Origin of the sequence: Shewanella sp. P1-14-1 (genome assembly GCF_001401775.1) — a bacterium.
Taxonomy (GTDB): domain Bacteria; phylum Pseudomonadota; class Gammaproteobacteria; order Enterobacterales; family Shewanellaceae; genus Shewanella; species Shewanella japonica.
In genome coordinates, this window is sequence record NZ_LKTL01000007.1 from 110,174 (window position 1) to 124,646 (window position 14,473).

11 protein-coding genes are annotated in these 14,473 nt (G+C 40.2%); 3 read left to right on the forward strand and 8 right to left on the reverse strand.

Features of this window, described 5'->3' with window-relative positions; all coding sequences use genetic code 11:
* Positions 1–55: 55 nt before the first annotated feature.
* On the reverse strand, positions 56–1,831 hold the full coding sequence (locus AN944_RS06910) for a flavocytochrome c (protein ID WP_055023870.1): 1,776 nt from the start codon (positions 1,829–1,831) through the stop codon (positions 56–58).
* Positions 1,832–2,215: 384 nt separating this feature from the next.
* Between AN944_RS06910 and AN944_RS06915 the strand changes: the two genes are divergently transcribed.
* The 3 genes from AN944_RS06915 (at position 2,216) to AN944_RS06925 (ending at position 5,592) form a co-directional block, all read left to right on the forward strand.
* Complete coding sequence (locus AN944_RS06915; protein ID WP_055023871.1) at positions 2,216–3,280, forward strand: porin; 1,065 nt, start codon at positions 2,216–2,218, stop codon at positions 3,278–3,280.
* Positions 3,281–3,453: 173 nt separating this feature from the next.
* Positions 3,454–4,329, forward strand: a complete 876-nt coding sequence (locus AN944_RS06920) for a LysR family transcriptional regulator (RefSeq protein ID WP_055023872.1) — start codon at positions 3,454–3,456, stop codon at positions 4,327–4,329.
* A 30-nt stretch (positions 4,330–4,359) separates the two neighbouring features.
* Complete coding sequence (locus AN944_RS06925) at positions 4,360–5,592, forward strand: DUF819 domain-containing protein (protein WP_055023873.1); 1,233 nt, start codon at positions 4,360–4,362, stop codon at positions 5,590–5,592.
* A gap of 13 nt (positions 5,593–5,605) precedes the next feature.
* On the opposite strand, the gene AN944_RS06930 is transcribed toward AN944_RS06925, so the two are convergent.
* From AN944_RS06930 to clpP, 7 genes are all read right to left on the reverse strand, one after another.
* Positions 5,606–6,484, reverse strand: coding sequence for a GyrI-like domain-containing protein (locus tag AN944_RS06930; protein ID WP_055023874.1), 879 nt, complete (start codon positions 6,482–6,484; stop codon positions 5,606–5,608).
* 62 nt (positions 6,485–6,546) lie between these two features.
* Positions 6,547–7,140, reverse strand: a complete 594-nt coding sequence (locus AN944_RS06935; RefSeq protein ID WP_055023875.1) for an HAD-IB family hydrolase — start codon at positions 7,138–7,140, stop codon at positions 6,547–6,549.
* Positions 7,141–7,248: 108 nt separating this feature from the next.
* Positions 7,249–9,120, reverse strand: a complete 1,872-nt coding sequence (locus tag AN944_RS06940; protein ID WP_055023876.1) for a SurA N-terminal domain-containing protein — start codon at positions 9,118–9,120, stop codon at positions 7,249–7,251.
* Between the two features lie 223 nt (positions 9,121–9,343).
* Positions 9,344–9,616: an HU family DNA-binding protein gene (locus AN944_RS06945; RefSeq protein ID WP_055023877.1), complete on the reverse strand. Its 273-nt coding sequence runs from the start codon at positions 9,614–9,616 to the stop codon at positions 9,344–9,346.
* Positions 9,617–9,882: 266 nt separating this feature from the next.
* Complete coding sequence (lon, locus tag AN944_RS06950; protein WP_055023878.1) at positions 9,883–12,234, reverse strand: endopeptidase La; 2,352 nt, start codon at positions 12,232–12,234, stop codon at positions 9,883–9,885.
* A gap of 130 nt (positions 12,235–12,364) precedes the next feature.
* Positions 12,365–13,645 (reverse strand): ATP-dependent protease ATP-binding subunit ClpX, encoded by a 1,281-nt coding sequence (clpX, locus tag AN944_RS06955; RefSeq protein WP_055023879.1) that lies wholly within the window; start codon positions 13,643–13,645, stop codon positions 12,365–12,367.
* Positions 13,646–13,775: 130 nt separating this feature from the next.
* Positions 13,776–14,387: an ATP-dependent Clp endopeptidase proteolytic subunit ClpP gene (clpP, locus tag AN944_RS06960; protein ID WP_055023880.1), complete on the reverse strand. Its 612-nt coding sequence runs from the start codon at positions 14,385–14,387 to the stop codon at positions 13,776–13,778.
* Positions 14,388–14,473 lie beyond the last annotated feature (86 nt).

Sequence of the window (14,473 nt, forward strand, 5' to 3'; positions counted from 1 at the left end):
AAGCTGATGAGACTTGGCCTTGTGGGGATTTAGGGATGATGAATCTAGTTAATTGCTATTTCTTTTCAAGTGCGTGTTTAGCTGCATTTTCGCCAGCTTTACGTCCAAATACCACAGTTTCAGCAATAGCGTTTCCGCCTAAACGGTTATGGCCGTGTAAACCACCTGTCACCTCACCAGCAGCAAATAAACCATCCATTTTCCAGCTTTGCAAGTTAAGCACGTTTGCATCGGTATCGACCGCAACGCCACCCATAGTGTGATGGATACCAGGTGCAACTTTAACAGCGTAAAATGGTGCTTTAGTTAAGTTAATTGGCATATCTTCACGACCAAAAGCCTCGTCTTTACCACTCGCTTGATACTTGTTGTAATCAGCTGCTGTTTTAGGTAAATACTTCATACCTGTTATTTTCGCAAGTTCTTCAATGGTATTTGCTTTACTTAGCATTCCTAAATGCTCGTAACCACGCACCATTTTCTTTTTCTCAACTAACTGCTCGTCAAATACCAACCAAGCATACTGATCTTTTTGCTTCAAAATCGCATCAGATGCACGGTCGCGAGTTGTTAATTCACTGATAAAGCGTTGTCCATCTGTATTCACCATAATAGCGCCCACACCACGCACGGTTTCTGAGATAAGAATACGGCTATCTTTACCAATGGTAGGATGCGCCTGAACCCAGTCAATGTCAGTCATCGATGCGCCAATTTCTTTAGCCAGTAATACACCGTCACCCGTCGCGGTCACGTTGTTTGAGCTGGTCATGTCTTTCATGGTTGGACGATAGTAAGCCACCATTTGTTTGTTCATACCGTAACCACCCGTTGCTAACACAACAGAATCCGCAGCAACCATGTTATAACCAGAATGACGGCCATGCACCACAACCCCAGCGACTGATTTATCGTCATTTAACACAATTTTTTCTATACGAGAGTTAACACGTACAGGAATATCACGCTCTTTTGCTGCAACGCGTAAAGTATCAATAATATGTGGGCCAACAGATGCACCACCTGAAGGACGATGAGTACGTTCAACACGTGCGCCTCCAGAACGTTTTAAGTCATCCATATTTGCACCTAAAGACTCAAGCCAAGCAACGGCACCAGCAGACTCTTCAGCTAAGATTTGTACCAGTTTTGGGTCGTTTTTATAGCGACCACCTTTCATTGCATCTTCTGCATACCAATCAACAGAATCTTCGATGCCTTTCGCTTTTTGTTGAGGAGTACCGACAGCATTGATACCACCAGCTGCTAACATTGAGTTCCCCCCTGTATATGGTGCTTTTTCAAACAATACGACATTCGCGCCTGCCATTTTGGCTGAAATTGCAGCGTTAAATCCAGCAGAACCGCCGCCAACAACAATCACATCAACCGTTTCTACTGGGCCTTTATCAATGGCTTTTTGGATTTTGTCTTGGTTCCAATCGCCATCCCACTTTTTCTTCTCTTTAGCATCGGCAAATGGCATTTCCATTTCAAAGTTATGGCAGTTATTACAAGTTAGTTCAGGTTTAGCGTGCCCTGTGTGACAAGACGTACAGTTAATGTCGCCAAGATGAGATGCATGCGGATCAAACTCTAACTTGTCATTGACTAAATCAGCATAGCTACCATGGCAGTCCTGACATTGTGCATTTTCATGAGTCTGGCTATCCGTCATTGATTTCTTAATATCTTTCATTTTTCCAGTGACGTGACAAGTTTGACAATCACCCATTTCAGTATGAAAAGAGGCTAAATCATTTTTTGCAATTGCACTACCAGACGTAAGCATCATCACTGCTACTGCCGAAGCTAAGTATTTAAGTTTCATGTGTCGTTCCTTTATGAGTTTTTATATCTCGCTTTTTGTTGCAGCAAGATTACTCACTAAGAGGTAGCAAAACTTCGATCTTCATCAAATTTAATATTTGGTTAAGTTTTTATGAAAACCTGTTCAGTTCTCCTTAAACCGCAACAAAAAATAAACAGCTGTGACACAGGTTCAAATAAATAAAATTTGAAATCTCTACGATATTAATCAGCAAATTTAGCAAGCCAAAGTCCGAAAATCTTTTGATTATTTATACAAAGAGAAAAACAGATTAGGCACTTAACAAGAATCACATAATAAAAATTTAATTCACTAATTAACTAAGTCATAACGTTTAAAAAATAAGACTTATATAAAATTTATTTATAGAACATGGGATTGAACATGAAAAAATCGACATTATCACTCGCACTATTAACAATATTATCTGCAAGCTCATCAGCAGCACTGGCTGATTCTCCACAATTTTATGGCCGTTTAGAAATGGCACTGACAGAATCGGATAACGGTGCAACAACACAGAATGGAAAATCTGGCACTGTGCTTGAAAATAACTTTTCTAGATTAGGCGTTCATGGAAGTGAAACAATTGCTAACGATATTGAGGTACTTTATCGCGTCGAGTTACAAGTAAACGCAGCAACAAATGAAGGTAACGATGACTTATTCAAACCAAGAAATACCTATTTAGGTTTAAAAACAAATCTAGGTACAGTGTTAGTTGGTCGAAACGATACTGTCATGAAAACCTCCAAAGGTACTGCAGAAGCGTTTGCACTAACCAACGCAGCTTATAACCGTATGATTGCAGGCCAAGTTCGTAAAGCTGACGGAATAACTTATCACTCTCCTAAAGTCGCCGATTTAATTACTTTTAATGCAACTTATTTAATGGATGACAATTATGCTGAATATGATGAAAACGGTGCACGGACCGATTATAACGAGCAACAGTATGCAATAAGTCTTATCGCAGGTGACAAGAAACTCAAAAAGCAGGCTTATTACCTCGCAGCAGCATATAACACTATTGGCGGCGTAGACGCTTATCGAGGCGTGGCGCAGGTTAAACTTGGCAACGTGAAATTAGGTGGATTATTCCAAAATACTCAAAGCCAAACTTACAGTTATAAAGAAGGTAACTCTTACTTCCTTAGTGCCATTTATAATCTCAATGGCGTTAATCTAAAAGCTGAAATTGGCAAAGATGAAGCTGGTTTCGGTAAATATTTTAAAAATAGTGCGGCTTCTTCAAGTGAATATAACCGTGCTACTGATGTCGATATTAGTTCGTTTGTAATTGGTGCTGACTACCGCTTCGCGAAGTCGACAATGGTATTTGCTCATTACGCTAAATATGAAGGTGAATATCGGGTTGAAAATACAGGTCCCGTTATTGATTTAGAAGACGACAATATTTTCACAGTCGGTATTAGATACGACTTTTAATGACTTTTAGCAGCGCTGGAACCTCTCCCTTTTCTAGCGCTGCATTTTAAGTTAAAAGTTTTTACGAAAACTTGAGCGAGGTTACAAAAAAGACATGCTAATGTCTGATTTTAGAATGGTTTTTAAATACTCAGTTATAATCACTTATATCATTTAAAGACGGTGCATAATTGATGAAAATCACCCTCAAACAATTAACCATTTTTAAAGCTATTCATAGTAATGGACAGATCTCGAAAGCAGCACAAATGCTACATATGTCTGTCCCTGCGGTGAGCATGGCGTTAAAAGAGCTTGAAAGCTCTCTTGGGACTCGATTATTTGAGCGTAGCAGTAACGGACTGACTATTAATGATAATGGTGAGGTCATTTTACCCTATGCCAATGAGATGCTGTCTAAAGGGACGCAGTTAGAACAAATGTTTGCAGAACGTAATGCAGTCGGTGGCACAATTAAAGTCGGCAGTAGTAAAACCGCCGGTAACTATATTTTATCTCGTAAAATTCCGCAGTTTAAAAAGCTACATCCTTTGGTTGATATAAAACTGGTTATTAATAACAGTTTAACGATTGAAAAAATGGTCTCAGAAAAAGAGCTAGATTTAGGATTTGTAGATGCCAAACCTGGCCTTAATAACCTTCAGTATGAGCAATGGATTAAAGATAAAATTTGCCTAGTAACAAGTTGTGATAATCCTATTATTAATGAAAATATCACGGCAGAGTTGCTATCAGAACAATTATGGATTCTGGATGAAACCATGTCAGTATCGAGATTACGTAATACACAACTACTGAAAAGCGCTAGAATCAACATTCAGCACGAATTATCAATGAATACTATGGGAGCGATAAAACGCGCGATAGGTACAGGTATTGGCGTCAGCGTCTTGCCATATCTGGCTGTAAAAGAAGAAATAAAGCGTGGTGAAATTGTTGAATTACAATTAGCGAATTGGGATTTTCAACGTAAATATTGGTCAACATACCGCAACGAAGAGCCCCTTACTGCTTTATTGGAAGAGTTTATTAGATTCTGTAACCAATAAGCCTCACTTTTAAAGGTTGCCAGCACGATAATGATCACTCAAGACCCCGTTATTTTTGGCTTATTGGCAACCATTATTGGCTTGGTATTTTTTACCAGTACTTCATCACATCCTGTATGGCGTCAAGTATATCGATTTATCCCTGTGATGGTGATGTGTTATGTTCTCCCGTCACTACTTAATACCCTTAATATTGTTGATGCTAGCCACAGTCAACTCAACTCCATTTCATCTAATTATCTTATGCCAGCTTGTTTAGCCTTGTTGATAATCAGTGTCGACATTAAAGCAATTTTATTGCTTGGGCCTAAGATTGTTATCTTGTTTTTATTAGGCAGCTTTGGCGTCATTATTGGCGGTCCATTAACCTTATTGTTGTTTTCTTGTATCGCCCCTGAGAGTATTAATTGGGTTGGTGCAGATGCGGCTTGGCGTGGTATGGCAACACTTGCTGGAAACTGGGTAGGCGGAACAGCTAATCAACTGGCGATGAAAGAAGTGTACGAAGTCGATGATAATCTGTTCGCCATTATGATTTCTGTCAATGTGGTTTACTCAGCAATATGGATGTCATTTTTATTAATTTGTGCCAATCACGCTAAAACCATTGATAAAACGATAGGCGCTGATGCCAGTCAATTTAATCAACTAGTCAATGTCACTGAAAACGCTTCAAAGACTAAACTGCAACTTCCAAGTTTACATAGCTATATGCAAATTTTTTGTGTTGCTTTTGGTGTAACTGGACTCGCACATTTTGGGGCAGATATACTCGCCCCATTTTTCGCTGAACATTATCCTGCAACTGAAAAATACAGTTTTACCTCTAGCTTTTTTTGGGTTGTTATTTTAGTCACCACTGTGAGCGTCATATTATCTAATACTCGAATCCGTCATCTTGAAGATGTGGGCGCCTCTAAAGTATCCACTGTAATGCTTTACTTTCTGATAGCCAATATGGGACTACAAATGGATTTAACCATGATTGATGACTTCCCAATCTATTTTGCTATCGGGTTCATATGGTTAACCATCCATGCACTGGTGGTCATTATTGCGGGGTTATTGATGAAAGCTCCAGTTGCTTATATGGCGATGGCAAGCCAATGCTGTATCGGTGGAGCAGCCTCTTCACCTGTGGTTGCAATGGCATTTCATCGTTCGTTAGCACCCGTTGCCATCATGTTTTCAGTATTTGGCTATGCTTGGGCAACATACATGGCGTGGATTTGTGCCGAAATGATGAGAATCACGGCACATTAAATTCATCTAGCAGTTAATCAAGACCTAAATAAACTCGTGTGGCCTGTTTTGAAGGCTCTGTGATATTAAGCTGTTCAAATATCAACGGCACATTTTTTAATCGTTGATTTGTTGAACTCAACCATGCTCCATAAAGATACTTTAATTTACGCTCTAGCTCTTTATCAGACCCTAGATGCATAAAAGAAGCATACTTTCCTTCAGGTATACAAGAGTAATAAAAATACTCAGAGTCATTGATAGCAGGCTCTATGCGTTGCTTCTCTAGTGTGTTGATACTCACTGCAATATCAATATGCAATTGCTCTGTTGATTTCGGTTTGCTTTGATATACAAAATTGAATGTTCTACTGCTTGTAGGAGACAGTTGATTGGCTTGACGAAATGCTCTCATCGCCTGAATAGTTTGCGGTAAATACTGTGCTTCAGCCTGATGGCTAATCATTGCGAGATCAATCTTATCAAGTTTACAGTTGTCGATATTCACATCAGCAGCAGTTAAATCATTATGCCCTTCTGATAAAGTTTTTAGCGGTTGCTGCTTTTGAAAAAATTGCCCCCAATTAGGTTGACGTTGAAAAGCTTGCGGTGATTGACCAATGGCTTGTGTAAAGTCTGTAATAAAGGCCGTTTCACTTTGATAGCCCACAGACACAGCGACCTCTTTAATTGAAATTGATTTATCAAAGCCTAATTGTTGCCCAGCTTCAAGGTTTCTCAGTAAAGCAATATATTCAGATGATGACGTGTGAAATAAACTCAAAAAAATAAAATCAAAATGATATTCAGGCACCTTAGCAATATCAGACAGTACAGATAAAGCTAGCGGCTTTGACAGGTTTTCATCAATGTGTGCTAACACCTTTTCAAATCTTTGATTAATTGTTTCCATTGACTAAAACTGATTCCTTCTGATTATTGTGCATCTTAATGATTTAACTCGAGTGACGTATTTTACTGTTGAATCTGTTGCCAATTTAAAAAACCGAAATCTGCTAGCGCTAGCATCTGCTTGTCTTCAATCGTATCTCCATAGGCATAAACTGTATCAAAAAGGTCCAGATTAAATTTAGATTTAACACGCCGAGCCTTTTCAGAGCCTGAGCAGTCACCACCTTTATACATGCCAGTTAAACGTTTACCTTTGGTATTTAGTGTCGCACAAATAAGATGATATTGATGTTTTTCGCACCAGGGAGCTAAATAAGCATCAAGAGAAGCTGAAACAATAACAATGGTATCACCCTGCGCTTTATGCCACTGCAGACGCTCATAAGCTTGCGACATGACGTGTTTATCGAGTGTATGTGCGTAGTCTGCACCTTGTTGATAAATTTCTTTCTTATTACGCCCACAGAAAGCAAAAAAACTGACGACAGAACGTGTTCTCGAGACACCTAATAGTTTACTTTTATACATTAAGATTACTGGGAACAACAATACTGTGCATACTATACGACGCCATTTGGGTGCACTTAAATGGATAAAAGGAGTATAGGTATCGTTTTCGGTGATCGTGCCATCAAAATCGAATAGCGCAATGTTCATGAGCATCCTTGTCATCTAGCTGTAAAATAAAAAACATCCCAAAAATAATTGAATAAAAACAAAAAAAAGCCAAGGATAACCTTGGCTTTTTAATGTTAATACCCGGTTTTATTCAGCTACTGGGTACTCAATTTTTGCTTTTGATTTAAGCGCAGCAATGACAGAGCGGTAATCCGCTTCACTGTATTGCGGAGCTAAACGTTGCTTAATTGAATCAATAACGTTGCTATCAATCCCTTGTGCAGCATTCACTTTATCAAGTGCAATTACCGCAAAGCCATTCGCTAAAGCTGCTGTATCAAATGATACACTGCTTGCTTCAGGAGCAGGCATTTGGAAAGCCTTCGTCGTAATAGCTTGATCGATATCTTGATTGAATCTGACTAATTGCGCTTTAGTCGCAATAGTCACATCAGTGATTTCTTCGCCAGCTTTAAGTTTAGCAAGATACTCATTGGCTTTTTCACTCGCCTGAAGGTTCGCTTTATCTTGAACCAAGCGCGCTTCAATACCAGACTTAACATCCGCTAATGGTAAAGTACCCGCATCTTGATGCTTCAATAAACGGATAACAACCACATGATTAGGAGCAAGTTCAATCACTTCACTGTTCATGCCACTGGTAATTACTTCGTCAGAAAATGCAGTGCGAACTAAATCAGGGCTACTTAGGTTAGCCGGAGCATTGTCACGAGAAAACAACTCTGTCGACTGAACAGTCGTACCTAATGCTTTAGCTGTTTCATCTAACGTATCTGGCACTTCGTAGCTAGTATCAGCAAGAATGCTTTGTAAGCTATAGAACTCATCAACTGCTTTCTTGTTTTGTAAATCAGCAACAATTTTATCTTGAACTTCTTCAAACGGTGCTGCTGCACCTGATTGAATATCAAGTAGCTTAACGATGTGGTAACCGAATTCACTTTTAACAATCTGTGAGTATTCACCTTGATTTAGTGTAAACAGTGCTTCATCGAATGCTGGGTCCATCACACCTTGCTCGAACCAATCAAGTTGACCCCCTTGCTCCGCACTAAACTGATCATCTGAATCAGTTTTTGCAACTTCTGCAAAGTCTTCACCAGCTTGTAATTTAGCTAAGCTTGCTTCAGCCTTTGCTTCATCAGCACTATCATCACCAGAAGCAAATAGAATATGAGCCGCTAAACGTTTTTCAGCTGTTTGATATTGCTGTTTGTTTTCTTCGTAGTATGTACGTGCTTCATCGACAGACGTATTCATCCCTTTAGCAAGTTCAGCTGCATTTAACTCAACATATTCTAAGCTCACTTTTTCTTGATCCATAAACTGCATCAAGTTGCTATCATAGTAAGTTTTGATCTCTTCATCTGTCACACTTGCCGTAACTAAGTAAGGAGAAGAATCAACGACTAAATAACGAATATCACGAGTTTGACCTTGAATTTCAGCAAGCTGCTTAGCTTCACCATCCAACACGAACTCACTGCCCACTAACGAAGTCAATAACTGACGACGAGTCATATCGGTACGCATCATGTCACGGAAGCTATTAGTTTGATAACCAAGCTGACGTAATACTGCTAAGTAGCGCTCGTTATCAAACACACCATCAGTTTGGAATGCTGGTTCGTTAACAATCGCTTGTTTAATTTGTTCATCAGAAACACGAAGACCTAAATCTTCAGCTGCTTGAGTCATTAACTTATCAGCGATCAGGCGGTCTAATACGTTCTGCTTGATACCGTTCATGTACGTATCATCAGCAGATAATGCATCAAACATTTCGCCAAGCTGTTGCTCTAAACGGCCACGTTCATTTTGATAAGCTTGTTCTAGTTCATTTGCGGTAATGTCGTCGCCATTAACAACGGCAGCAGCTACATCAGTTGATGTGCCTAGGTAACTACTTACACCAGCAAATGCGAACGAAAGGATCACTAACACTAAAATACTTTTAGCGACAACGCCTTGTGAGCCTTCACGAATTTTTTCTAACATCTGAATTCTCGCTTGTTGCGATTAAAAAAATAAAAAGGCGCACCACTTGGGGATGCGCCTTCTTGTAATTTATATGGAGTTATCAGACGCTACCTCGGGTATGACCCAATTCCTCCGATTATTAAAATTAACACTGTTATTCTTAATAATCTTTTCGTAAAAAGCACTGCCAAAACAGTGCTTTTTAACTATGCCTTACAAAAGGCAACGATATTAACTATTCTTAGTTAACAGCGTCTTTTAGAGCTTTACCCGCTTTGAAAGCTGGGATGTTAGCCGCAGCAATCTTAATTTCTGCACCAGTTTGTGGGTTACGGCCAGTACGCTCAGCACGCTGACGTACTTCAAAAGTACCAAAACCAACTAGAGAAATTTTATCGCCTTCTTTAAGTGCTTCAGTAACAGCACCAATGAAAGAATCTAATGCACGGCCTGCGCCAGCTTTAGAAATGTCAGCACCAGAAGCGATTTTCTCGATTAGTTCAGATTTGTTCATGTCATCCCCTTGAATGTTTATTTTCGCGCCGCAACCAAATCCGTCTTTAGAGCGGTCTGCGGAGGCTTTTTTGTTATAAGTTTGATACCACACCAAACTTAGTTGGAAAACCAAAAAAAATGTACTTGGATACAGCTCAAAGTCAGTTGCGCCAAGGGTTTGGTGCTAACTGACTCTCCACTTATCTAGGCTACCACAGCTTTACAGATTGTTAAGCCCCTTTTTTCATTTTTTTTAGGTTCAAAGCAACTTTTTTTGCTAATTAGCTACTTTTTAACCACTTCAAAGCCTTTTACTGGCTTTTCTAAGGCCAATTCAAGTACTTCATCGACCCATCTGACTGGGTGAATCTTAAGATCGGCAATGACATTGGCTGGAATTTCTTCCAAATCACGCTCATTTTCTTTAGGAATAAGTACAACTTTTATGCCGCCACGATGTGCCGCAAGTAACTTTTCCTTCAAACCGCCGATAGGTAGAACTTCCCCTCTTAGGGTAATTTCACCTGTCATGGCCACATCACTCTTAACCGGATTACCCGTTAAGCTTGATACCAACGCAGTACACATTGCAGCACCCGCAGATGGTCCATCTTTAGGCGTTGCCCCTTCAGGAACATGCACGTGAATATCACGTTTTTCGTAAAAGTCACTGTTAATGCCTAATTGTTCAGCGCGAGCACGAACAACTGTCATCGCAGCTTGAATAGACTCCTGCATAACATCACCAAGTGAGCCAGTATAAGCAAGTTTACCTTTACCTGACACAGACGTCGCTTCAATAGTCAGTAAATCGCCACCAACTTGCGTCCAAGCTAAACCAGTCACTTGACCAATTTGATTATTAGACTCAGCTTTACCGTAATCAAAGCGCTGCACACCGAGGAATGATTTCAAGTTCTCTTGATTCACTTCGACGGTTTTAACTGATTTATCTAAAAGAATCATCTTAACGACTTTACGGCACACTTTTGATAGCTCGCGCTCTAGTGAACGGACACCAGCTTCTCGAGTGTAGTAACGGATCATGCCAATAATGGCGCTATCATCGATATTAATTTCTTTTGGTTTTAACCCGTTTCTCTCGATTTGCTTAGTCAATAAATGCTTTTTAGCGATATTCAATTTTTCATCTTCGGTATAACCCGATAAACGAATCACTTCCATACGGTCTAATAACGGCCCTGGAATATCCATTGAATTCGATGTCGCCACAAACATCACGTCAGATAAGTCGTAATCAACTTCTAAGTAATGGTCATTAAACGCTGCGTTTTGCTCAGGGTCTAGTACTTCAAGTAGCGCTGATGATGGGTCACCGCGCATATCTGAGCTCATCTTATCGATTTCATCTAATAAGAATAATGGGTTTTTAACACCCACTTTGGCCATTTTTTGGATAACTTTACCAGGCATAGAACCAATGTAAGTTCGACGATGACCACGAATTTCAGCTTCATCGCGTACGCCACCTAAGGCAACGCGAACATATTTACGTCCTGTTGCTTTAGCAATTGATTGGCCTAATGACGTTTTACCAACACCTGGAGGCCCTACTAAGCAAAGGATTGGTCCTTTTAATTGTTTAACTCGACTTTGCACGGCAAGGTATTCAAGAATGCGCTCTTTTACTTTCTCTAACCCGTGATGATCGGTATCTAGAATGGCTTCAGCTTTTGACAAGTCACGTTTGATTTTTGAACGCTGGCTCCAAGGTACAGACGTCATCCAGTCTACGTAACTTCTTACCACTGTCGCTTCTGCTGACATTGGCGACATCATTTTTAACTTATTAAGCTCAGCTTCCGCTTTTTCTTTTGCTTCAGCCGGCATTTTGGCTTCTTCAATCTTGCGGCCTAAAACTTCAAACTCATCTTGACCTTCATCAAGATCGCCAAGTTCTTTTTGAATGGCTTTCATTTGCTCATTCAAGTAATACTCACGTTGGCTTTTTTCCATCTGCTTTTTAACACGGCCACGAATGCGTTTCTCAACTTGAAGTAAGTCTATCTCGCCTTCCATCATTGCCATTAAATATTCAAGACGTTCGCCAACATTGATCATTTCAAGCACTGACTGTTTGTCTTCAAGCTTTAGCGGCATATGAGCTGCCATAGTATCAGCAAGACGGGCAGCTTCTTCAATACCAGTTAAAGATGTCAGTACTTCTGGTGGAATTTTTTTATTTAGCTTGATGTAGCCTTCAAATTGGCTAATAGCACTTCGAACCAGCACTTCTTCTTCTTTATCAGCTAACTCTTCAGACGCTAACATTGTCACGTTTGCGACAAAGAATTCATCTTCTTGTGTGTACTCAGTGACTTTAGCACGCTGACCACCTTCAACTAGCACTTTAACCGTGCCGTCAGGTAATTTTAATAACTGTAAAATAGATGCAACGGTACCAATTTCAAAAATATCGTCTTTTGCTGGCTCGTCTAAATCAGCTTCCCGCTGGGCGACCAGTAATATTTGCTTATCTTGTTCCATCGCTGATTCAAGGCATCGAATAGATTTCTCTCGTCCGACGAATAGCGGAATTACCATATGGGGATAAACCACTACATCTCGAAGTGGCAGCACGGGGAGTTCGATATGCGCTTCACGCTCTTGGGTCATAGTTCGATTCCGTTTGATGAATGGATTATATAATCAGTATATTGGGATGTTTCTAAGAGTTTCAATGGGCAATACGAAAAAAGGAGCCCAATGGACTCCTTATTTTTCAACTATTAGCAAAAGCGACGAATTATTGCTCGCCACCAGCAACTTGGTTGTCAGCATTTTCGTAAATCAAGATGGGGGCAGACTCGCCTTTGACGACAGATTCATCGACAACAGCTTTAATTACGCCCTCAACTGAAGGAATATCATACATAGTATCAAGTAAGATATCTTCAATGATTGAACGAAGGCCACGAGCACCAGTTTTACGCGTCATCGCTTTATGAGCAATGGCTTTTAAAGCATCTTCACGGAACTCAAGTTCAACCTCTTCCATCTCAAACAATGCACCATATTGTTTTGTTAGTGCATTTTTAGGTTGAGAAAGAATCTGTACTAGCGCTGCTTCATCTAATTCAGTTAGCGTAGCAACAACAGGTAAACGGCCAATAAACTCAGGGATTAAGCCAAACTTAATCAAGTCCTCAGGCTCAACTTTGCCTAACGTCTGAGAAATAGTGACTTTATCAGCTTCACCCTTAACTTCAGCGCCAAAGCCAATACCAGTTCCAGTTAGCCCACGTTGTTCAATAACTTTTTCAAGCCCAGCAAATGCACCACCACAAATAAATAGGATTTTAGACGTATCTACTTGCAAGAACTCCTGCTGTGGATGTTTACGTCCACCTTGTGGAGGCACAGAAGCAACAGTACCTTCAATTAGCTTAAGCAAAGCTTGCTGAACACCTTCACCAGATACATCACGGGTGATTGATGGGTTGTCAGATTTGCGGCTGATTTTATCGATTTCATCGATATAGACGATACCGCGCTCAGCTTTCTCAACGTCATAATCACACTTTTGCAGTAGCTTCTGAATGATGTTTTCAACATCTTCACCTACGTAACCCGCTTCAGTTAGTGTCGTTGCATCAGCCATAGTAAATGGCACATCTAATGAACGAGCTAACGTCTCAGCTAGCAGTGTTTTACCACTACCCGTTGGTCCGATAAGCAAGATATTACTTTTACCTAGTTCAACACCTTCAATCGGCGTGCCATTGCGTAAACGTTTATAATGGTTATAAACGGCAACTGACAGTACCTTTTTAGCTTGGTTCTGACCAATAACGTAATCATCTAAGTGCTCACGCAATTCGTGTGGTGTTGGCAACTTGTCTTGATCACGCTTTGGCGAGATCTCTTTAATTTCTTCACGAATGATGTCATTACATAACTCAACACATTCATCACAAACATATACCGAAGGTCCAGCGATTAGCTTTCTTACTTCATGTTGGCTTTTTCCGCAAAAAGAGCAGTACAGTAGTTTGCCACTGTCACCGGTACTTTTGTTATCGCCCATTACCCTACCTCTGTTGCAGCCTGTTCACTGTCTTTAGATATACTCTCTGTGCATTATTTGTACTACACAGAAACAGTTAAATATTTTTTATACGCTATTCATCACAGAATAGCGTACTCAGGCCTAAAAATCAGCTACGCTTTTCAAAAACTGAATCAACTAAACCATAATCAGCAGCTTCTTGTGCACTCATGAAGTTATCACGGTCTGTATCACGCTCGATAACATCTAATGGTTGCCCAGTGTGTTCAGCTAACATTTCATTTAATTTATTCTTAATGCCTAAGATTTCTTGAGCATGAATTGCAATGTCAGACGCTTGGCCTTGGAAACCACCCAAAGGCTGGTGAATCATGACTCGAGAATTCGGCAAACAATGACGCTTACCTTTTGCACCACCCGCTAATAAGAATGCGCCCATGCTGCAAGCTTGACCAATACATACAGTGCTTACGTTCGGTTTAATGAACTGCATTGTATCGTAAATTGCCATACCAGCAGTGACAGAACCACCTGGCGAGTTAATGTAGATTGAAATATCTTTATCCGGGCTTTCTGATTCTAGGAACAGTAACTGCGCCACGATCAGGTTAGCCATGTGTTCTTCAACCTGACCAACCAAGAAAATTACTCGCTCTTTTAATAAACGAGAGTAGATATCATATGAACGCTCACCTTTAGCAGTTTGTTCAACAACCATAGGTACAAGAGCATTGAGTACAGATTCTGGCGCTTTATGCATTTTATATTTCCCTAAAATAAAAATGGCTCGTATGAGGAACCTCATACGAGCCATTATAAATGGCGAACCGCCAATCAAGTCAAGCG